Origin of the sequence: Rhodococcus sp. CH91 (assembly GCF_022554085.1) — a bacterium.
Classification (GTDB): Bacteria; Actinomycetota; Actinomycetes; order Mycobacteriales; family Mycobacteriaceae; genus Rhodococcus.
Map to the genome: position 1 here is coordinate 521,889 of NZ_JAKFYR010000003.1, position 18,832 is coordinate 540,720.

21 protein-coding genes are annotated in these 18,832 nt (G+C 67.0%); 11 read left to right on the forward strand and 10 right to left on the reverse strand.

What is annotated here, in order from left to right:
- The first annotated feature begins 18 nt into the window (after positions 1 to 18).
- Positions 19 to 753: an acyl-CoA dehydrogenase family protein gene (locus MOM01_RS09100; RefSeq protein ID WP_241385137.1), complete on the forward strand. Its 735-nt coding sequence runs from the start codon at positions 19 to 21 to the stop codon at positions 751 to 753.
- A gap of 76 nt (positions 754 to 829) precedes the next feature.
- On the opposite strand, the gene MOM01_RS09105 is transcribed toward MOM01_RS09100, so the two are convergent.
- Complete coding sequence (locus MOM01_RS09105; RefSeq protein WP_241385071.1) at positions 830 to 1,264, reverse strand: nuclear transport factor 2 family protein; 435 nt, start codon at positions 1,262 to 1,264, stop codon at positions 830 to 832.
- Between the two features lie 87 nt (positions 1,265 to 1,351).
- Here MOM01_RS09105 and MOM01_RS09110 point away from each other — a divergent pair, with 87 nt between their 5' ends.
- Positions 1,352 to 2,119, forward strand: a complete 768-nt coding sequence (locus tag MOM01_RS09110; RefSeq protein ID WP_241385072.1) for an SDR family NAD(P)-dependent oxidoreductase — start codon at positions 1,352 to 1,354, stop codon at positions 2,117 to 2,119.
- A 59-nt stretch (positions 2,120 to 2,178) separates the two neighbouring features.
- Here the strand turns inward: MOM01_RS09110 and MOM01_RS09115 are convergent, their stop codons facing one another.
- Genes MOM01_RS09115 through MOM01_RS09125 form a run of 3 tightly spaced genes read right to left on the reverse strand, consistent with a single transcriptional unit; the run spans position 2,179 to position 5,129 of the window.
- Positions 2,179 to 2,979 (reverse strand): enoyl-CoA hydratase, encoded by an 801-nt coding sequence (locus tag MOM01_RS09115; protein ID WP_241385073.1) that lies wholly within the window; start codon positions 2,977 to 2,979, stop codon positions 2,179 to 2,181.
- Complete coding sequence (locus tag MOM01_RS09120; protein WP_241385074.1) at positions 2,972 to 4,147, reverse strand: acyl-CoA dehydrogenase family protein; 1,176 nt, start codon at positions 4,145 to 4,147, stop codon at positions 2,972 to 2,974. The genes MOM01_RS09115 and MOM01_RS09120 overlap by 8 nt, the downstream gene beginning before the upstream one ends.
- Entirely contained in the window at positions 4,131 to 5,129 is a 999-nt protein-coding gene (locus MOM01_RS09125; RefSeq protein WP_241385075.1) for an acyl-CoA dehydrogenase family protein, read from the reverse strand. The genes MOM01_RS09120 and MOM01_RS09125 overlap by 17 nt, the downstream gene beginning before the upstream one ends.
- A 178-nt stretch (positions 5,130 to 5,307) precedes the next feature.
- On the opposite strand from MOM01_RS09125, the gene MOM01_RS09130 reads away from it, so the two are divergent.
- The 3 genes from MOM01_RS09130 to MOM01_RS09140 all read left to right on the forward strand — a co-directional run bounded on the left by MOM01_RS09130 (position 5,308) and on the right by MOM01_RS09140 (position 8,002).
- A complete protein-coding gene (locus MOM01_RS09130) occupies positions 5,308 to 5,958 on the forward strand; it encodes a TetR/AcrR family transcriptional regulator (RefSeq protein ID WP_241385076.1) in 651 nt (216 codons plus the stop codon).
- A gap of 216 nt (positions 5,959 to 6,174) precedes the next feature.
- Positions 6,175 to 6,885 (forward strand): acyl-CoA thioesterase, encoded by a 711-nt coding sequence (locus MOM01_RS09135; protein WP_308196973.1) that lies wholly within the window; start codon positions 6,175 to 6,177, stop codon positions 6,883 to 6,885.
- A gap of 37 nt (positions 6,886 to 6,922) precedes the next feature.
- Complete coding sequence (locus MOM01_RS09140; RefSeq protein ID WP_241385077.1) at positions 6,923 to 8,002, forward strand: NAD(P)H-dependent amine dehydrogenase family protein; 1,080 nt, start codon at positions 6,923 to 6,925, stop codon at positions 8,000 to 8,002.
- Positions 8,003 to 8,077: 75 nt separating this feature from the next.
- On the opposite strand, the gene meaB is transcribed toward MOM01_RS09140, so the two are convergent.
- Genes meaB through MOM01_RS09155 form a run of 3 tightly spaced genes read right to left on the reverse strand, consistent with a single transcriptional unit; the run spans position 8,078 to position 11,547 of the window.
- On the reverse strand, positions 8,078 to 8,962 hold the full coding sequence (gene meaB, locus MOM01_RS09145; RefSeq protein WP_241385078.1) for a methylmalonyl Co-A mutase-associated GTPase MeaB: 885 nt from the start codon (positions 8,960 to 8,962) through the stop codon (positions 8,078 to 8,080).
- A 13-nt stretch (positions 8,963 to 8,975) separates the two neighbouring features.
- On the reverse strand, positions 8,976 to 10,115 hold the full coding sequence (locus MOM01_RS09150; RefSeq protein ID WP_241385079.1) for a thiolase family protein: 1,140 nt from the start codon (positions 10,113 to 10,115) through the stop codon (positions 8,976 to 8,978).
- Positions 10,108 to 11,547 carry a class I adenylate-forming enzyme family protein gene (locus tag MOM01_RS09155; protein ID WP_241385080.1) on the reverse strand — a complete coding sequence of 480 codons (1,440 nt, stop codon included), beginning with the start codon at positions 11,545 to 11,547 and terminating at the stop codon, positions 10,108 to 10,110. Before MOM01_RS09155 ends, MOM01_RS09150 begins: the two co-directional genes overlap by 8 nt.
- A 64-nt stretch (positions 11,548 to 11,611) precedes the next feature.
- Between MOM01_RS09155 and MOM01_RS09160 the strand changes: the two genes are divergently transcribed.
- Positions 11,612 to 12,379, forward strand: a complete 768-nt coding sequence (locus MOM01_RS09160) for an SDR family NAD(P)-dependent oxidoreductase (protein ID WP_241385081.1) — start codon at positions 11,612 to 11,614, stop codon at positions 12,377 to 12,379.
- Positions 12,376 to 13,128: an SDR family NAD(P)-dependent oxidoreductase gene (locus MOM01_RS09165; RefSeq protein WP_241385082.1), complete on the forward strand. Its 753-nt coding sequence runs from the start codon at positions 12,376 to 12,378 to the stop codon at positions 13,126 to 13,128. Before MOM01_RS09160 ends, MOM01_RS09165 begins: the two co-directional genes overlap by 4 nt.
- A gap of 72 nt (positions 13,129 to 13,200) precedes the next feature.
- Here MOM01_RS09165 and MOM01_RS09170 read toward each other — a convergent pair whose 3' ends face one another.
- Positions 13,201 to 14,136 carry a zinc-binding dehydrogenase gene (locus MOM01_RS09170; protein ID WP_241385083.1) on the reverse strand — a complete coding sequence of 312 codons (936 nt, stop codon included), beginning with the start codon at positions 14,134 to 14,136 and terminating at the stop codon, positions 13,201 to 13,203.
- Positions 14,137 to 14,339: 203 nt separating this feature from the next.
- On the opposite strand from MOM01_RS09170, the gene MOM01_RS09175 reads away from it, so the two are divergent.
- The 4 genes from MOM01_RS09175 to MOM01_RS09190 all read left to right on the forward strand — a co-directional run bounded on the left by MOM01_RS09175 (position 14,340) and on the right by MOM01_RS09190 (position 17,100).
- Complete coding sequence (locus MOM01_RS09175) at positions 14,340 to 14,531, forward strand: ferredoxin (RefSeq protein ID WP_241385084.1); 192 nt, start codon at positions 14,340 to 14,342, stop codon at positions 14,529 to 14,531.
- A gap of 63 nt (positions 14,532 to 14,594) precedes the next feature.
- Positions 14,595 to 15,938 carry a cytochrome P450 gene (locus tag MOM01_RS09180; RefSeq protein ID WP_241385085.1) on the forward strand — a complete coding sequence of 448 codons (1,344 nt, stop codon included), beginning with the start codon at positions 14,595 to 14,597 and terminating at the stop codon, positions 15,936 to 15,938.
- 33 nt (positions 15,939 to 15,971) lie between these two features.
- Positions 15,972 to 16,733: an SDR family oxidoreductase gene (locus MOM01_RS09185; protein ID WP_241385086.1), complete on the forward strand. Its 762-nt coding sequence runs from the start codon at positions 15,972 to 15,974 to the stop codon at positions 16,731 to 16,733.
- A gap of 40 nt (positions 16,734 to 16,773) precedes the next feature.
- Positions 16,774 to 17,100, forward strand: coding sequence for a DUF4286 family protein (locus tag MOM01_RS09190; protein ID WP_241385087.1), 327 nt, complete (start codon positions 16,774 to 16,776; stop codon positions 17,098 to 17,100).
- Positions 17,101 to 17,148: 48 nt separating this feature from the next.
- Here the strand turns inward: MOM01_RS09190 and MOM01_RS09195 are convergent, their stop codons facing one another.
- Together MOM01_RS09195 and MOM01_RS09200 are read right to left on the reverse strand one after the other, a co-directional pair.
- Entirely contained in the window at positions 17,149 to 18,051 is a 903-nt protein-coding gene (locus MOM01_RS09195; RefSeq protein WP_241385088.1) for an alpha/beta hydrolase, read from the reverse strand.
- Positions 18,052 to 18,064: 13 nt separating this feature from the next.
- Positions 18,065 to 18,832, reverse strand: coding sequence for an enoyl-CoA hydratase/isomerase family protein (locus MOM01_RS09200; RefSeq protein ID WP_241385089.1), 768 nt, complete (start codon positions 18,830 to 18,832; stop codon positions 18,065 to 18,067).

An 18,832-nucleotide genomic window follows, 5' to 3' on the forward strand; every position in this document is an offset into this window, starting at 1 on the left:
GACGCGTTGCGCCGGACGATGGAGACCACGACCGGCGCCGCGCTCGATGCGGCCCTGACCGAGCTGGGCTGGCACGACATGCTCACCGAGATGCCCGACGACACGATCCCCATGGTGTTCCGGTTGCTCGGCGAGACCGGCGCGCACGCCCCGGTGATCAACGACGTCGTGCTCGTCGAAGCGGGTCGTGAGGCCGGCGGAGTCGTACCGCTCCCCTACACCGGTGGGTCGTGGGTCGCATGGGCACGCGAGGACCGCGACACCACCGCTCTCGACGCGGAACTGCCGCTCGCACCGGTCGCTTCCGGAGATCCGGTTCCGCTCGCGGCGGCGCGACGCGCACTCGGGTGGTGGCTGGTCGGTACGAGCCGGGCGATGCTCGATCTGGCACGCACCCATGCCCTCGACCGCACCCAGTTCGGGAAACCGATCGCCGGTTTCCAGGCGGTGCGACATCGGCTCGCGGAGACCTATGTGGCAGTCGAAGGGGCTGAGGCGGCATTGCAGGCCGCGACCGACGAACTCGGCTCGCTTCTGGGGAAGGCCGCCGCAGGTCGCGCGGCGATCCTCGCGGCCCGTCACTGCCAGCAGGTCCTCGGCGGCATCGGATTCACCGCCGAGCACGACCTGCACCGGCACATCAAGCGGGTGCTGGTGCTCGACGGCCTGTGCGGCAGCTCCCGCGAACTGACCCGTGAGGCCGGCGCGATCATCCGTTCCCAGGGTTCGGCTCCCCGCCTGGTCCACCTCTGACCGTCCGTCCGCACGCACGAGACGTGAACACCCTGTCGTACAGGGTGTTCACGTCTTTTCGTATACGGATGCGTGACTACAGGTTCTTCGACAGATCGGGATGGCCGGAGAACCACAGGCTCTCCTCGACGAGTCGGCAGCTCTTCCATCCGTCTGCCGTCCGCACGACCTCGTGGTGGTAGTTACCTCCGCAGTAGGTCAGGCCGTCGACGCCGGGAAGTTGCATGGGGTTGTAGAACATCGCCCGCACCGTCGCCCGGTCGCCGTCGAGGCCGACCTCGACGTTGGTGACGAAGTGCTGCGACATCGGAAGCTGTGACAACGCCTTCTGCAGCTGTGCGAGCACGTCGTCCCGTGGCCCCGGCGGATATCCCACGGAGCTGTAGTCCAGATGGGCGTCCTCGGTGAAGACCGACCTCATCTTGTCCCAGTCCTTGGTGTCCACTGCCGTCGCGTAGCGGTAGAGGAGTTCGGTGATGGCGTACTTGTCGCACAGTTCGTCGGGTGTCATCGGCTTCCTCGGTCTCGGTGTCGGAATTTGATTCTTTCAGACGAGAACGCTCTTTCCAATATCCTCGGACCGGTGCATGATCCATATATGGGAAAAATTGATTCTCTTCATGATCTGAGCGGGAAAACCGCTGTCGTAACGGGTGGTTCACGCGGAATCGGTCGCGCCATCGCCCAGATTCTCGCCGAGCACGGCGCCGACGTCGTCGTCGCCTCCCGCAAGCTCGACGCGTGCGAACTCGCCGCGAAGGAGATCGAGGCCTCGACCGGCAGCAAGGCCCTGCCCGTGGCGTGCCACGTCGGGCAATGGGACGACTGCAATGCCCTCGTCGACACGACACTCGATCACTTCGGACGCTTCGACATTCTCGTCAACAATGCCGGAATGTCGCCTCTCTATCAGGACCTCGAGGCCATCAGCGAAGAGCTCTACGACAAGACCTTCGGTGTGAATCTCAAGGGCCCCTTCCGTCTCGCCGTGCGCGCCGGCGCGTACATGGCCGAACACGAGGGGGGTTCGATCATCAACGTCGGCACTGCGGGCTCGCTGGTCGCGAGTGTGCGCGAACTCCCCTACGCGTGCGCGAAAGCGGGCCTGAACGCCCTCACCGTCGGGCTCGCCGAGGCCTACGCACCGAAAGTGCGTGTCAACGCGATCCTTCCGGGCCCGTTCCGGACGGACCTGTCGAAGGCATGGGCTCCGCCGGAAGGGGAGGATGCATCCTTCGTGCCGTTGCGCCGCATGGGACGGCCGGAGGAGGTCGCTCCACTGGCACTCCACCTGGCAAGCGAAGCATCGAGTTTCACGACGGGAGCCATCATCCGGGTGGACGGCGGCGTGACCCGTAAGGTCTGACGAACGGGTGTGGGACCGGCCCGGATCTCCGAGTCGGTCCCACACGGCCCTTCCGCCTGTCAGCGGATGTTGTTCTTCATCTCGTCGAGGTTCATCAGTACCGGCCAGCCGCTGTCGCTGAGGGCGTTCCCGTGCCCCGTCTGGTGGATGTCGAAGACCGACTGGATCGCGGCGTAGAAGCCCTGCACGTCGAGCGTCTGGTTGACCGCCCGCTTGGCCTGCCGCAACCCGAAGGGATGCATCTTCGCGATCTGCAGCGCCAGCTCGCGGACCTCCGTGTCGAGATGCTCGCGAGGTACGACCCGGTTCACCATGCCGGTCTTCTCCGCCTCCTCCGCGGTGACCGGCCGGCCGGTGAAGAGGATCTCCTTGGCCTTACGCGGGCCGAGTTCCCAGGTGTGGCCGTGATATTCCACGCCACCGATCCCCATGAGGACCACCGGATCGGAGAACGACGCGTCGTCCGCGGCGACGATCAGATCGCACGGCCAGCACAACAGGAGCCCACCGGAGATGCACCTGCCCTGTACGGCCGCGATGGACGGCTTCGGGATGTTGCGCCACCGCAGCGAGTATTCGAGATAGCGCCGTGACTCGTTCCGGTAGATCAGCTCGAGCGTGATCTTGTCGGGGACCGGCTCACCGCTTCGCAGGTCGTGGCCGGCCGAGAAGTGCTTGCCCTCCGCACGCAGGACGATCACCGAGACCTCGGGGTCGTCGCCCGCGCGGACCCACGCGGCGTCGAGTTCGTCGAGCAGAGCTCCGTTCTGGGCGTTGGCGGCCTCGGGACGGTTCAGGGTGATCGTCGCGATCCGGTCGGCGACCTCGTACCGGATGTACGAGGCGCCTTCCTCACCCACGGGGAAGCCCCAGTACGCGCTCGGCGATGATGTTCCGCTGGATCTCCGAGGTGCCACCCGCGATGGTGCCGGCGAAACTCCGGACGAATCGTTCGAACCAGCTCGACGAGAAGTTGTCGAGATTCCACGGCACGTATGCCGACGTCGTTGCGGGATGGACGAGACCGTCCGGTCCGGCGGCGTCGAGCGCGTGCTCGGCAGCCGACTGGACCGCCTCGGAACCGAGGAGTTTGAGCACCGAGAGCGCCGGAACATCCTGCGCTCCTTTGGATTCCCGGACAAGCGCGGCCGAACCGAGCAGTTTCAATGCTTGATGATCCATGACGAGCGTGGCGTACCGGTCGCGGTCGATCACCGTGCGGGGACGGAAGTCCTCGACGAAATCCTGCAACCGGTCGGCGAAACTGAGCCACAGCAATGTGCGTTCGTGACCGAGCGAGCCGTTCGCGACCGTCCAGCCACCGTTCACCTCACCGATGAGATTCTCCGCCGGTACACGCACGTCGGTGAAGAACACCTCGTTGAAGTCGCGGTCGTCGCCGTCGGCCACCGAGGGGAACGGCCGCCGGACGACACCGGGCAGATCTGTGGGAATCAACAGGACGCTGATGCCCTTGTGCTTCGGTGCATCGGGATCGGTGCGGACGAAGGTCAGCAGGACGTCGGCATCGTGGGCACCGGAGGTCCACACCTTCTGCCCGTTGACGACGAAGTGATCGCCCTCGCGCACCGCCCGGGTGCGCAGGGACGCGAGGTCGGAGCCCGCCCCGGGCTCACTCATCCCGAGGGCTGCGGTGATCTCCGCGCGCAGGATCGGCACCGCCCAGCGTCGCTTCTGCTCGTCGGTGCCGAAGGACAGCAGCGACGCCGCGATGATGCCGAGACCCTGCGGATTGAAGCTGTGATAGATCCGCCGCTTCGACAGTTCCTCGAGGTGCACGTACTGCTGCAGGATCGTCGCGTTGCGCCCGCCGAACTCGGGCGGGTTGCCGGGCAGCAACCAGCCGTTGTCGAACTGGACCCGCTGCCAGCGGCGCGCCCATTCGGGGACATCCGCACTCGACCGGGCACGGACGGTGGCCTCGGACGGGTCGGGCAGGTGCTCGTCGAGGAAGGCCACGAACTCGGCGCGGAACTCCTCGACATCAGAATCAAACGAGAGTTGCACGGTACTCCTCGGCGATCAGTGCCCGGTGCTCCGCGGCGGATCCGAGCATGTGCTCACCCGCGCGGGCACGCTTGAGCGCGAACTGCAGGTCGTTTTCCCAGGTGAAGCCCATCGCACCGAAGAGCTGCACGCCGCTGCGGAAGACGGTCGACTGGCATTCCCCGGCCGCGGCCTTGGCCATGGAGGCGGCGAGGCGACGACGGGGGTCGTCCTCCGCGATGGTCAGAGCGGCGAAATATGCGAGGGCACGGGCACGTTCGACAGCCACGTGCATGTCGGCCGCACGGTGCTTGACTGCCTGGAACGATCCGATCGGCACGCCGAACTGCTGACGGTTGCGCACGTGGTCGAGCGCGAGATCGAGAATGCGCCGGCACGCACCGACCATCGTGAGGGCAAGCCCTGCGAGGGCGACGTGCCGCGCCTTCTCCGCATCGATGCCGGTGTCGGGACCGGTCTCGACCCGCACGTCGTCGAACACGACGTCGGCAAGGTGCAGGACCGGGTCGAAGGCAGAGGTACGCCGGGCGGTCACCTGGTCGGCCCGGACGGTGAAGACACCGGCCTCGGTGACGACCGCGAGATCGTCGGCGCGGTCACCGTCGAGCACCCGGTGCGCGGTGCCGCGGAGCAGCCAGCCGTCCGCGTCGCGCACCGCGGTGATCCCCTCGTACACGGCCGCACCCGTACGGTCGGGCTGGGTTCGGCCGGCGACGAGCGGTGCGAACTGCGTGGTGGTGGCGAGGTACGGGGTGGGGTCGGTGGCGCGGCCGAGTTCTTCGAGCACTATCGCCAGTTCCACCGCAGCCTCGGACTCGACCAGCTCGGTCCATCCCAGACCCGCATAGGTCTTCCACAGCGGAGCGGGATCGGCGCCGTGGTCGACGACGCTGCGGACGAGTGTCGACGGGCATTCCTTCGCCGTCACTTCCCGTACGGTCTTCTGCCACAACTGCTGATCGGAGTCGAACTCGAAAAGCATTCCGACTTGCCTCCTTCCTGGCGATGAATGTGAGAACAACGCGAGAATATCATTCTCAATATGAGATAGTAAGAGTCTCGATCCCCGTCGGAAACGGGAGAACAGTGCCGCGATCCGTCCTTACCCTCCGGTACAGTGCACCTATGTCCACTCCACGTGACAGAGGGCGAATCCGGCAGTGACGGGCCCCAGCGAAGAACCAGCCTGGAAGCAGCGCGCAGTCGAGCGCTCCATCCGGACCGCCAAACTGCGCGCCGAGCAGCGCGTGCAGCGCTTCCTCGATGCGGCGCAGGCGATCATCACCGAAAAGGGAAGCACGGACTTCACCGTCCAAGAGGTCGTCGACCGCTCGAAGCAATCGCTTCGTAGCTTCTACCTGCAGTTCGACGGCAAGCACGAACTGCTGCTCGCCCTCTTCGAGGACGCCCTGAGCCGGTCCGCCGATCAGATCCGTGCGGCCGCAGCCGGCGAGAAGGATTCGCTCGACCAGTTGCGGGTCGCGGTGGAATTGCTGTTCGAATCGTCTCGGCCCGACCCCACGGCCCAGCGCCCCCTGTTCACGGATTTCGCACCCCAGTTGCTGCTCACCCACCCCGCGGAGGTGAAGGTCGCGCATGCACCCATGCTCGCGCTCTTCACCGAGTTGATGGAGAAGGTCGATGCCGAGGGCGGCCTGCGTGAGGGATTGAACCCGAAGCGGATGGCCGCCATGACGATGCAGACCGTGATGTTCATCGCACAGTCCAGCGGAGGCGACGACAGCACGACCCGTCCGATCACAGCGGACGAGGTGTGGAACTTCTGTTCGCAGGGTTTCGCCGCAGACTGACGAGAACACCATTCTCAAATCGGAGTAGTTCACTTACACTCGGCTCGTGACCGAGTTGTGGAACGACCTCCTTACCTGCCTCGACCTACGTCCGTGCGCCGGCGGAGAAGAGCATCCCGAGTCGGGGGGATTCGAGGGCAGCAATCAGCACCTCGAATACCACCGACTCTTCGGGGGCCAGCTGCTCGGGCAATTCGTCCGCGCCGCCGAACTCACATGCCCCGAGAAGAGCATCAAATCCCTGCACACCGTCTTCGCCCNGTCCGCGCCGCCGAACTCACATGCCCCGAGAAGAGCATCAAATCCCTGCACACCGTCTTCGCCCGTGAAGGCCGCGCCGACGAGCCCGTCCGCTACGAGATCACCCGTCTGCACGAAGGCCGGACCTTCGCCACCCTGACGGCGGTGGCCCGCCAGAACAAGGGTGTGCTCGCAACCGCCTCCGTCTCCATGCACGCCGGTGAGGACGGCCCCGAGGTCCAGACCCTCCCCTCGGTGCCCCCGGTGTTCGACGAGAGCACGCGGACGGCCTTCTCGTTGATTCCCTGGGAGACCCGCACGACGATCGACCTCGAGAACCGGGGCGTATCGGCACCCGAGTTCGAGATGTGGATGCGCACACCCGAGGTGGACGAGACGTACGCTGCGGCTCTCGCCGCCTACGCCACCGATCTCAACCTCATCGGCACCGCACTGCTCGCCGTCGACGGTTTCGACCACACCGGCAACGGAACAGCGTTCACGTCGGCGGTCACCTCTCACAATCTGTGGTTCCATCGCCCGTTCCGCAGCGACGACTGGTTGCTGCTGCGGCAACACAGCCCGCTCGTCGCACACGGCCGATGCTTCGGTCGCGGCGACCTGCTCACCGAGGAAGGCTCCCTCGTCGCTTCCTTCGCTCAGGAAGCCCTTCTGCGCCTGCCCTGAACGCCTTTTCCGCGAACATCGAAGATTCCGAGGTGTCATGGAACGACAGTCCGGCCCCGACAACATCGTCCTCGACGTCTCGGCGCCCCGCCCACTGCGGGTCGTGCAGTGGGCGACCGGAACGATCGGCACACGTGCCTTGCGCGCGGTGATCGATCATCCCTCCCTCGAACTCGTCGGGGTGTATGTACACAGCGACGACAAGGCCGGGCAGGACGCCGGCATCCTGTGCGGGCGCGAACCTGTCGGTGTAGCGGCCACGACCAGCGTCGACGAGATCATCGATCTCGGCGCGGACTGCGTGCTGTACATGCCGCTGTTGTTCGATGTGGACGACGTGTGCCGGATCCTCGCCTCCGGAACGCATATCGTCACCACGCGTGGAGAGTTCCACCGTCCCGCAGGCATGGACCCGGTCGTGCGCGAGGCGGTGGAGGCCGCGTGCGCGCTGGGCGGTACGTCGATCCACAGCACCGGTAGCAGTCCGGGTTTCGTCACCGAGGCCGTGCCGCTCGTCCTCGCGTCCATCCAACGACGACTGGACCATCTCGCGATCGACGAGTACGCCGATCTCTCCCAGCGGAACTCCCCCGGAATCCTGTTCGACGTCATGGGTTTCGGTGGTGATGCGAGCGGTTTCGAGGACGTGCGGCTCGCCCACGTGGAAGCCAATTTCGGACCGTCGCTCGCTGCGCTGGCCGATGCACTCGGCCTGACCCTCGACACCATCCGGACCACAGGCGAACTCGCCAGAGCTCGTTCCACGGTCACCATTGCGGCCGGCACGATCGAAGCAGGGACGGTTGCCGCACAACGCATCACGGTCTCCGGCATCCGAGACGGTCGCGAACTGATGCGCTTTCGTCCCACCTGGTACTGCACCGATCGACTCGACGCGGACTGGGATCTGCACGCGACGGGTTGGCACGTCACGGTCGACGGCGACGCGCCTCTGGACATCGACATGCGCTTCCCCATTCCGCTCGAGCGGATGAGCGAGATCTCGCCGTCCTACACCGCAAATCGTGCCGTGAACTCGATCGCGGCGGTGTGCGCGGCCCGGCCGGGGATCCGGACGACCGTCGAGCTTCCGCTCGTCGTTCCCGTTCTGGCCTGAGAACGACGAAGCTCGCAGGCCCGGAGCAAACCTCGCAGTGCTGGAGGTAGACCGTAGGGCCTGCGAGCTTTGTCGTCACCCTGCGAACTTCTCGGTGCTCAGGGCACCGACCAAGCGAGCCGCCGCCGAGTACGGATCGTCGCGACCGTCCGCGACGGCCTCGGCCAGCGCGTCCAACTCCGGGTGGCTGCGCAGGAGGGTGTGTGCCAGCGACAGGATCTGGCTACGGGCCCGCGCCGCGCGACGCTCGATCGTGTCGGCCCGCTGGTGCGCCTCGATCGCGTCGACGAGCTCGGTGACGCCGTGGCCGGTCGCGGCGACGAGCTTGAGGATCGGGACCTTCACGTCGCCGCGGAGATCGCGCACCGTCCGGTCGGCACCCTCACGGTCGGCCTTGTTGACGACGACGAGGTCGGCGACTTCGAGCAGTCCGGCCTTGGCCGCCTGCACGGCGTCTCCCCCGCCCGGATTGAGGACGACGACGGTGGGTTCGGCGACCGAGGCGATCTCGATCTCGGACTGACCCACCCCGACCGATTCGAGCAGGATGACGTCGTAACCGAGAGCGGCGAGCAACCGGATCGAAGCCGGGACGGCTGCGGCGAGACCGCCGAGATGCCCCCGCGAAGCGACAGAGCGGACGAACACGCCCGTGTCTCCGGTGTGCGCGGCCATGCGGATGCGATCGCCGAGCAGCGCGCCCCCGCTGTACGGGGACGACGGATCGACGGCCAGCACCGCGACCCGCAACCCGCGATCGCGGTAGCAGGTGGTCAGCGCCCCGACGGTGGTGGACTTGCCGGCACCGGGCGGGCCGGTGATCCCGACGACGCGGGCGCGGGCCGGGCCGAGCAGTGTGAGCACCTCGTCCCGGCGCGGTCCTTCGACGAGGGTCAGCAATCGACCCGCGGCACGCGGGGAGCCCCCGCGTGCCGCGTCGATCAGTTCACCGATGTTCACGGCGTATCCCGGTTCACGGTGCCGGCACCTCGACGACCACGGCCGAGCCCATGCCCCCACCCGCGCACATCGACGCGACACCGATACCGCCGCCACGGCGACGGAGTTCATGGACGAGGGTGACGAGCATGCGGGCGCCGGTCGCGGCGACCGGATGGCCCAGCGAGCACCCGCTCCCGTTGACGTTGACCTTCTCGGGGTCGAGGTCCAGCAGCTTGATGCACGCGACGCACTGGGCCGCGAACGCCTCGTTGATCTCGAACAGGTCGACGTCACCGATGGACAGCCCGGCCCGCTGCAGGGCCTTCGGGATCGCCTCGACGGGAGCGAGTCCGGTGATCGCGGGGTCGACGCCCACCGACGCCCACGACAGCACCTTGCCGAGCGCGGGCAGACCGAGATCGCTGCCGGCGATGGCCAGCGCGGCTGCGGCATCGTTGCCGCCGCAGGCGTTGCCGGCGGTGATGCTGAAGCCCTCGATCTCCGGATGCAGCACCTTCAGGGACGCGAGTTTCTCGAGGCTCGTCTCCCGGCGCGGATGCTCGTCCGTGTCGAACACGCCGTGCGGGGTGTCGATCGGGACGATCTCCTCCTTGAAGCGGCCCTCGTCGATGGCCCGGATCGCGACCTGGTGCGAACGCAACGCCCACGCGTCCATCTCCTCGCGGCCGACACCGGCCTTCACCGCGGCGTTCCAGCCGACGGTGATGGACATGTCGCGGTTGGGAGCATCGGGACGGTCGGGATGGCTGGGCGACATCCACGGCACCCAGTCCTCGCCGTCACGCTTCAGTGCCCGCGGCGAGGTCGAGGCGGAGTTCACGCCACCGGCGATCACGATGCGGTCCATGCCGGAGCGGATACTCGCGGCGGCGGACTGCACGCTCGACAGGCTCGCCGCGCAGTGCCGGTTCTGCGCGAGACCGGGTACGTGGGTCAGCCCCGCGGTGAGCGCTGCGTGACGGGCGATCACGCCACCGCCGTACAGGCCTTCACCGAGGATCACGTCGTCGATGAGGCTCGCGTCGAGCCCCTCGGCGGTCGCGGTGACGATGTGGTGTGCGAGGGCGAACGCGTCGGTGTCGCGGAGCGTGCCCTTGACGGCGGTGCCGATCGGGGTGCGCAGAGCGGAAACGATCACGGCATCAGGCATGGGTGGCCTCCAGTTCGGCGAGAAGGGTGCGACGCAAGAGCTTTCCGGTCTCGGTCTTGGGCAGTTCGTCCCGGAAGACGATGTTGTCGGGCGTCTTGGACGAACGCAGGCGGTCCTTGACCCACGTGCGGATCTCGTCCGGATCGCCGTCACCGACGAGGACCGCGACGATGCGCTGTCCCCATTCGGCGTCGGACACACCGACCACGGCGGCTTCGGTGATACCCGGGTGGGCCAGCAGGACGTCCTCGATCTCGGCGGGGGCGATGTTCTCCCCGCCTCGGATGATCGTGTCGTCGGATCGGCCCTCGACGTACAGATAACCGTCGGCGTCGAGCCGGCCGAGATCGCGGGTGGAGAACCAGCCCTCGGCGTCGAGGACGCTGCGGTTGCCGTATTCACCCGAGATCTGTTCGCCACGGACGAAGATCAGGCCGGTCTCGCCGGCCGGAACGGGGTCGTCTGCCTCGGAACGGATCTCGATCTCGATCCCGGGGAGCGGCCGGCCCACCGAACCGAGACGGTCGCGAACCTCGGGATCATCCGATGCGAAGGCCGTCCGGTGGTCGTCGGGCCCGAGAACCGCGACCGACGAAGCGGTTTCGGTGAGCCCGTAGGCGTTGACGAAGCCGGTGCCGGGGAAGGCACGGAGCGCGTGTTCGAGAACGGGCCGCGGCGTGCGCGACCCGCCGTAGGCGAGACTCGCCAGGGTGGGCGTGTCGGCCGTGTCGTCGCCGAGGACGGTGACGATCCGGGCGAGCATCGTCGGGACGAGCATCGCGTGGGTGACGCGTTCGCGCCGCACCGTCTCGAGCCACTCCTGGGGGTCGAAGGCCGGAAGGTAGACGATCCGGCGCCCGGTGTAGAAGTTCGACAGCAGGTTGGTCAGACCGGCGATGTGGTACGGCGGGACCGATACCAGCGAGGCGTCGGTCTCCGCGGCCGAACCGAACTCCATCGTGTTGAGCACGTAGGCGAGCACGTGGCGGTGGCGCAGGATCGCGGGCTTCGGGTCCGAGGTGGTGCCGCTCGTGTAGATGATCGCGGCGACCTTGTCGCCGTCCCACTGCGGTTCGAGCGGAGGCTCGGGATCGGCTGCGGTGTAGGACTCGTCGACGAATGCGTCGAGGTCACACTGCTCGAGCACGAGCGCACCCGGATGCTTGGCCTTCAACGCACTCAACTGTTGTTCGCCGAGGCGGTAGTTGAGCGGCACGAACGGCACGCCGGCGAGCGCCGCGCCGAACAGCGCCACCGGATACGCGAGGTGGTTGGACCCCAGGTACAGCACCGCCGGATGATTCCGGAACTGTGCGGCGGCACGACGCGCGAGGGCGTCGAGCCCGGCAGCCGTGAGGGTGCGGGACCCGACGGTCGCAACTGCCCGCTCGCCGGTGCTTGCGGCCATTTCTAGAATCATGCTTAGGTTCATGAGAACATTATTCTCACAGACAGAGAGCTCTACTTTCAAGAGTTCCGGCTTCGAAGGAGGCAGCATGCAGGTAGCAGGAAGCTCCGCGATCGTCGTGGGTGGCACGGGTGGCCTCGGACAGGCCACTGTCCGTCGCCTCCACGAGGCGGGCGCGAAGGTCGTCGTCGCCGACGTCAACGACGACAAGGGCAAGGAGCTCGAGCAGGAGCTCGGTGTGCGGTACGTGCGCACCGACGCCGGCAGCGAGGAATCCGTCTCGGCCGCCATCGCCGAAGCGGAATCACTGGCACCTCTGCGCATCTCGGTCGACTGCCACGGCGGCCCGGCGGGCGGCGGACGCCTGGTGGGCAAGGACGGCAGCCCGATGGCGCTCGAGGCCTTCACCAAGACGATCGAGTCGTACCTGACGTCGACCTTCAACGTCATGCGCCTGGCCGCTGCCGCGATCGCCAAGCAGGATCCGTTCGACGACGAGGGCTCGCGCGGCGTCATCGTCAACACCGCCTCGATCGCCGGCTACGAAGGCCAGATCGGGCAGCTCCCCTATTCCGCCGCCAAGGGCGGCGTGATCGGTATGACGCTCGTCGCGGCGCGCGACCTGTCACCCCTCGGCATCCGGGTCAACACCATCGCCCCGGGCACCATCCTCACTCCGGCCTACGGGAAGGCCGGCGATCAGCTCGAGGCGTACTGGGGTCCGCAGGTCCCCCACCCCAAGCGCATGGGCCGTCCCGCCGAGTACGCGACGCTCGTCGCCTCCATCGTCGAGAACGACTATCTCAACGGTGAGGTCATCCGCCTCGACGGCGCACTGAGGTTCCCGCCGAAGTGAAGCCACTCGCCGGCAAGGTCGCATTCGTCGCCGGTGCCAGCCGGGGCATCGGCGCGGCGATCGCCGTCGCCCTCGCCGATGCGGGAGCCGCGGTGGCGGTCGCCGCGCGATCGGAGCAGGAAGGCAAGCTTCCCGGCACCATCGGATCGGTCGCCGAGCGCATCGCCGCCGCAGGTGGACGGGCCGTTCCCGTACGGTGCGACGTCACCGACGAACATTCTGTCGATGCGGCGATCGCAGCGACGGTCGCCGAGTTCGGTGGGCTCGACATCCTGGTCGCGAACGCCGGAGTGCTGTGGATGGGACCGATCGAGTCGACACCGTCGAAACGGTGGCAATTGTGTCTCGACGTCAATCTCACCGGCGTCTTCACCGTGACGAAGGCGGCGATTCCCCACCTCCGGTCGCGCGGCGGTGGTTCGATGATCGCGGTGACCACCAGCGGCGTCACGATGACCGACCGGGGTGCGAACGCCTACTGGGTGTCCAAGGCCGCGGTGGAGCGGCTCTATGTCGGACTCGCGGCAGATCTGCGGGACGACAACATCGCGGTCAACTGTCTCGCGCCGTCCCGCGTCGTCCTCACCGAAGGGTGGACGGCCGGCGGTGGTGGACGCGAGATCCCGCCCGAGATGGTGGAACCGCCGGAGACGATGGGCGCCGCCGCAGTGCTGCTGGCGCAGCAGGACGCGAACGGAATCTCCGGCACCGTGCAACGCTCGGAGAGCCTCGTGGCCCCGAGGGGATGAGGTTCCCGCGCGAAGGGAGGCCCGCACCGGGCCTCCCTTCGTGTTGCCGGGTGCGCGAACCCGCCCCGGCGTTCAGCCGCCGAAGCGGGCGACGAGCCGTCCGGTGACCTCGTTGCGCCGGAGGCGTTCCAGTCCCTCGCCGATCTCTTCGAAGCCGATCTCGGTGTATGCGGGTTCGATCTCACGCTTCACGAACAGGTCGTACACCTCCTCGATGTCCTCGACGGTCCCGCCGAGAGAACCCACGAGCGTCTTGCCGAGGATCGTCGGGGTCCTGACGGTGAACGTCGGGAGTCCCAGACCGACCTGCACCACGGCGCCGCCCCTGGCGATGGCGTCGATCGCCTTCTGTGTGGTGTCGAAACCCGCATAGTCGACCACCAGGTCGAATCCCCTCCCCGCCCAGTCGGCCGCGTCCCGCACGACATCCGTCGCACCGGCCTGCCGGGCGAGATCCCAGACCGACTCCTTCGTCTCGGCCACGTGCACCTCGGCGCCGGCCAGCACAGCCGCGCGGGTGCCGATCTGCCCCAGACCGCCGTATCCGATCACGCCCACCTTCATTCCTGCCGAGGCACGACCGGCCTTGATCATGGCGTGGTAGGAGGTCATTCCCGCATCGGTCGCGAGAGCGGCCGGCGACAGATCCAGCCCCTCGGGCACACGCGCGAGATCGCGAGCATCGGCGACCAGCTTGTCGGCGAACCCACCGTGGGCGAACATGCCGAGCGGCGGACGCACCCCCGAGGTACAGACACCGACGACGTCACCGACCCTCCAGTCCTCGACCCCGTCACCCAGTGCGCTGATGACACCGGCGTTCTCGTGTCCCTGCGTCATGGGCAGGAACGGCATCGTCGCCTCGCCCACCTCCATGTACATCAGGTCGCTGTGACACAGTCCGGCCGCCGCGACGTCGATCACCACCTCGCCCGGGCCGGGTTCCGGTTCCGGCACCTCGTTCAGTGCGATCGGTCGCCCGGCCCCTTCGAACTGCCATGCCCTCATGACGCCCTCCTTCGTGATGGTACGTATCCGAATCGGATCCACCCCTTGCAGATTCCGCACCCAAGACATTAATGTTCTCGCAATACGGAATGCCATTCTTGAGGAAAAGATCAAGATGATCGCAGCCGGCCCCCTCCCTGCACGTCGACGACCCGCCGAAACCACTGCAGAGCACACCAATTCACCGACGATCGGAGAACGCAATGAAAGTGGAAGTCGATCCCCGCCGCTGCCAGGGCCACACTCTGTGCGCCATGGCCGCTCCCGCACTGTTCGAGTTGAGCGAGATCGACGGACACGCCACGGCCGTCGACTCCGAGGTTCCTCCCCACCTCACCGACTCCGCGCGCGAGGCCCACCGCAGTTGCCCCGAACAGGCGATCTCCGTCCTGTGACGGCACCCGACCGCACCACACCCATCGGACCCACGAGCATCGGACCCACGAGAGGGCAACACCGTGAGCACTGAAGAGGCCGTCGACACCGGTCACCGCACCCCCACCTACCGGTTCGACAGGCACGCACCCGACTACCGAGACCGTTTCTCGGAGATCACCACGGAGATGCACTCCCGGTGCCCGGTAGCGTGGTCCGACACACACGGCGGTCACTGGGTAGCAGCAGGGGGCGAGGCGGTGTTCACCCTCGCACGCTCGGCGAACATCTCGAACGATCACGATGTGAAGGGCGTCCGGCGGGGATACAAGGGAATCATGATCCCCACCGCTGTCAGAGCGTCGGGTGTCCGCGGCGGGATCCTGGAGATGGATGACCCCGAACATCGGGAGTTCCGTGCGGTACTCAATCCCTATCTGTCTCCCGCCGCCGTCACGAAGTGGGTTCCCCTCATCGACGACGTGATCCGCGCGTGCCTCGACGAGAAGATCGAGACCGGCAGCATCGACTTCATCGACGATCTCGTGAACATCGTTCCCGCCGTCATCACACTGGCGATGCTGGGTATTCCCGTCGCCAAGTGGAATGTCTACTGCGAGCCGGTCCACGCCGCGATGTACACGCCGCCCGACTCACCGGATGTCCACCGCGTGGCCGAACTGCACCGCGTCATGGGAATGGACCTGCTCGCCAGCCTGCACGAGATCCGGGAGAACCCGCGGCCCGGAATGGTCGACGCCGTTGCCCGGGCCACCATCGACGGAGAGAAGCCCGACGATCTCGAACTGCTCGGTGTCCTGAGCCTGCTCATCGGTGGCGGTTTCGACACGACGACCGCGCTGACGTCGCACGCACTCGAATGGCTGTCGCAGAATCCCGATCAGCGCGAGATCCTCAGTGCCGAACGAGACACGCTGCTCGATTCGGCGACCGAGGAGTTCCTGCGCTTCTTCTGTCCCTCCGCCGGGGACGGCCGCACCTTCTCCGCCGATACCGAGTTGAACGGTGTGCGGTTCGAGGAGGGTGAACGTATCTGGCTCTCCTGGGCGATGGCGAACCGGGATCCGGAATTGTTCACGGATCCGAACGAGATCGACCTCGAACGAAAAGGGAATCGGCACTTCAGTTTCGGTCTGGGTGTGCACCGATGCATCGGATCCAATCTGGCGCGGACCATGTTCAAGAGGATGCTGCTCGCGGTACTCGACCGCATGCCGGATTTCCGGTGCGATCCGGAGGGCACCGTCCACTACGAATCCATCGGCGTCATCCAGGGCATGCGGCAGCTACCGGCCACCTTCACGCCGGGTGCCCGTCTCGGCGCCGGGCTGGACGAGACCCTCGCCCGGATCCAGACCGTCGTCGACGAACAGGGCATCGCCGCGCCGGTGACGGCGCAGAAGTAATCACGCCACAAGTACCAGCCGACAAGGAAATCCATGACAGACATCCCACACCTGGGCGACAAGGTCGCCATCGTCACCGGCGCCGGAGGAGGGATCGGCCGAGCCTACTCCCGCGGTCTCGCCGAAGCCGGGGCAGCAGTGGTGCTCGCCGACGTGAACGTCGAATCCGCCACGGCTGCCGCGGAGGAACTGGCCGCCGACGGTCACCGCGCGCTCGCGGTCGGCGTCGACGTCAGGGACGAGGCCAGCACCGCACAGATGGCAGCGGCCGCGGCCGAACACTTCGGTTCCGTCGACATCCTTGTCAACAATGCAGGCCTGATGGCGGAAGTGGTCGGCGAGGGATCGCTGACGACGATGGATATCGACTTGTGGAACCGCACTCTCGCCGTCAACCTGACCGGTCCTCTGCTGTGCACTCGCGCCGTGGTTCCGTACATGAAGGAGCGGGGCTACGGCAAGATCGTCAACCAGTCCTCGAGCGGTGCCTTCATGGCCGCGCAGGCCTACGGCATCACCAAGCTCGGTCTCGTCAGCATGACCGTCTCGCTCGCCCGCGAGCTGGCGCCCTTCGGGATCCGGGTGAACGCGATCGCTCCGGGCATGGTCAACACCGAAGCCGGCTCGATCGCATCGCCACCCGAGCTCAAGGAGATGGTCAAGCACGCCATCCCCTTCCCGTTCGGCGAGCCCGAGGAGCTGATCCCCGGTCTGCTCTACCTCGTGTCGTCCGGTAGCGACTGGGTCACCGGCCACACCCTCAACATCGACGGCGGCTGGGTGGTCCGGGTCTGAGTTTCCTACACCACAACCCTTCTCACAGGCAGGATCACGCATGAAGCACTACTTGCTCGTCGAGTCGTACCCGTCCCATCCCGAGCGGCTCGACGAGTTCAACACCTGGTACGACGAGGTCCACATTCCCGAAGTGGTGGGCCTCGACGGATTCGTCGGCGCCACGCGGCTGTCCCCCGCCGACGCGGACGGCGGCCCGTCGGTCACCCTGTACGAACTCGAGGGTGATCCCGCGGCGGCCAAGGCCAACGTCCACGCCGCGGCGGCAGCGAAGCAGCTGAACATGTCGGACTCGCTCAGCTACGGCCCGATCCCGAAGATGCGGATCATGGAAGTGAAGTCGGAGTATTCCAAGCCCCGCTCGTGAAGCGAGGGGACGAACGTCGTGGGGCCGCTGCCGGGATCGGTAGCGGCCCTACGAACGTTCCGGGGAGAGAGCAGTGTCCAGGGCGGTGCACTGTTCGTCGAAGAACCCGCGCGCGACACCCGTGCGCGAGGCCACCGAATCGAAGCCGTGGAACGCTCCGTCGACGATGTGGAGAGCGCACGGGACACCCGCCGCCCGCAGCCGTGTCGCGTACGCGCGGTCCTCGTCGAAGAACAGATCGTGCGTGCCCACCCCGATCCAGGCCGGGGGCAGCCCCGACAGATCGGTGCGACGCGCCGGCGCCGCGATCTCGGGATCGGCGCCGCCGAGATAGCTCGCCCAGCCGAAATCGTTCGCACGCGCGTCCCACATCCGGGTGTGCGCCGGCCCGCTCACGGTGCGATCGTCCAGCATCGGATACACGAGCATCTGAAGGGCCGGCGCCGGAATCCTCCTGTCCCGGAGCAGAAACGTCAGCGCCGCAACCAGACCCGCTCCCGCACTCGCACCCCCGACGGCAATACGTGCCGGATCGACCTCCGGCCGGCTCCGCAGCCACTCGTAGGCGCGCAGGCAGTCCTCGAGCGGTGCCGGATAGGGGTGTTCGGGTGCGAGGCGGTAGTCCACCGAGGCAACGGCGATACCGAGTCGGTCGGCGAACCTCCGGCACAGCGCGTCGTCCTGCGCGGCCCGGCCGAAGACGTACCCGCCACCGTGGATCCACAGCAGAGCCGCACCGGGTTCAGCGCCTGCAGAGGCCGGAGTGCCGAACCAGCGGACGGACACTCCCGGTTCGAAGACGTACACGTCCGGATCGGTGCCCCGGACCGCGCGGGTGAGCATGCGCATCACCGGCAACGATCTCGGGCTCACCGCACGACGTGGAGCGAACAGCGCTGCCGCCCGCAGATCGGGATGGAAACTCGTCAGCGAGCGCAACCGTCCGATCACACGATCTCTCCGCTCATGCCTTCCCTGCAGTCATCCTCGAGATGTTCGCACGGAAGTCGTCGCTCTGGAAGGTCATCTCCTCGGCGCTCATCGCGTAGTCGAGAGTCGCGAGCACCGCGCGTTCGAGGTGGATGTTGAGCAGCCTCTTGGTGGCCTCCACCGCTTTCTTCGGTTGCTCCGAGATGCGCTTGGCACACGCGAGTGCCTCGGCGAGCGGATCGGCGACGACGTGGTTCGCCAGGCCGAGTTCACGAGCTCGTTCCGCGGGGATCCGCTCGCCGAAGAAGGCGAACTCCTTCGCGTGCAACAGGCTGATCTGGAGCGGCCAGGTCAACGGGCCACCGTCGGCCGCGACCAGCCCGACCTGCACGTGCGGATCGGCGAGGTAGGTGCCCTCACCCATGTAGACCATGTCGCTGAGCGCGACCAGGCTGCATCCGAGTCCCACCGCCGGGCCGTTGACGGCGGCGACCACGGGGACCCGGCAGCGTGCCATGCCGAGGACGATCTCGCGGCCGTCGGCGATCGTCTTCGCGCGTAGCTCGGCATCCTGCGCCAGCTCGGCCAGGTAGTCGAGGTCGCCACCGGCGGAGAACGCCTTGCCTGCGCCGGTGATCACCGCGGCGCGGACCTCGGGGTCGGCACTCAGCCGCGGCCACAGCCGGGCGAGTCCCGCGTGCAGCGGATCGTTGACCGCGTTGTACTTGGCGGGCCGGTTCAAGATGATGATCCGCAACGGCCCCTCGGCACGGACCTCGATCTCGTCGGGCATGTCGTACAT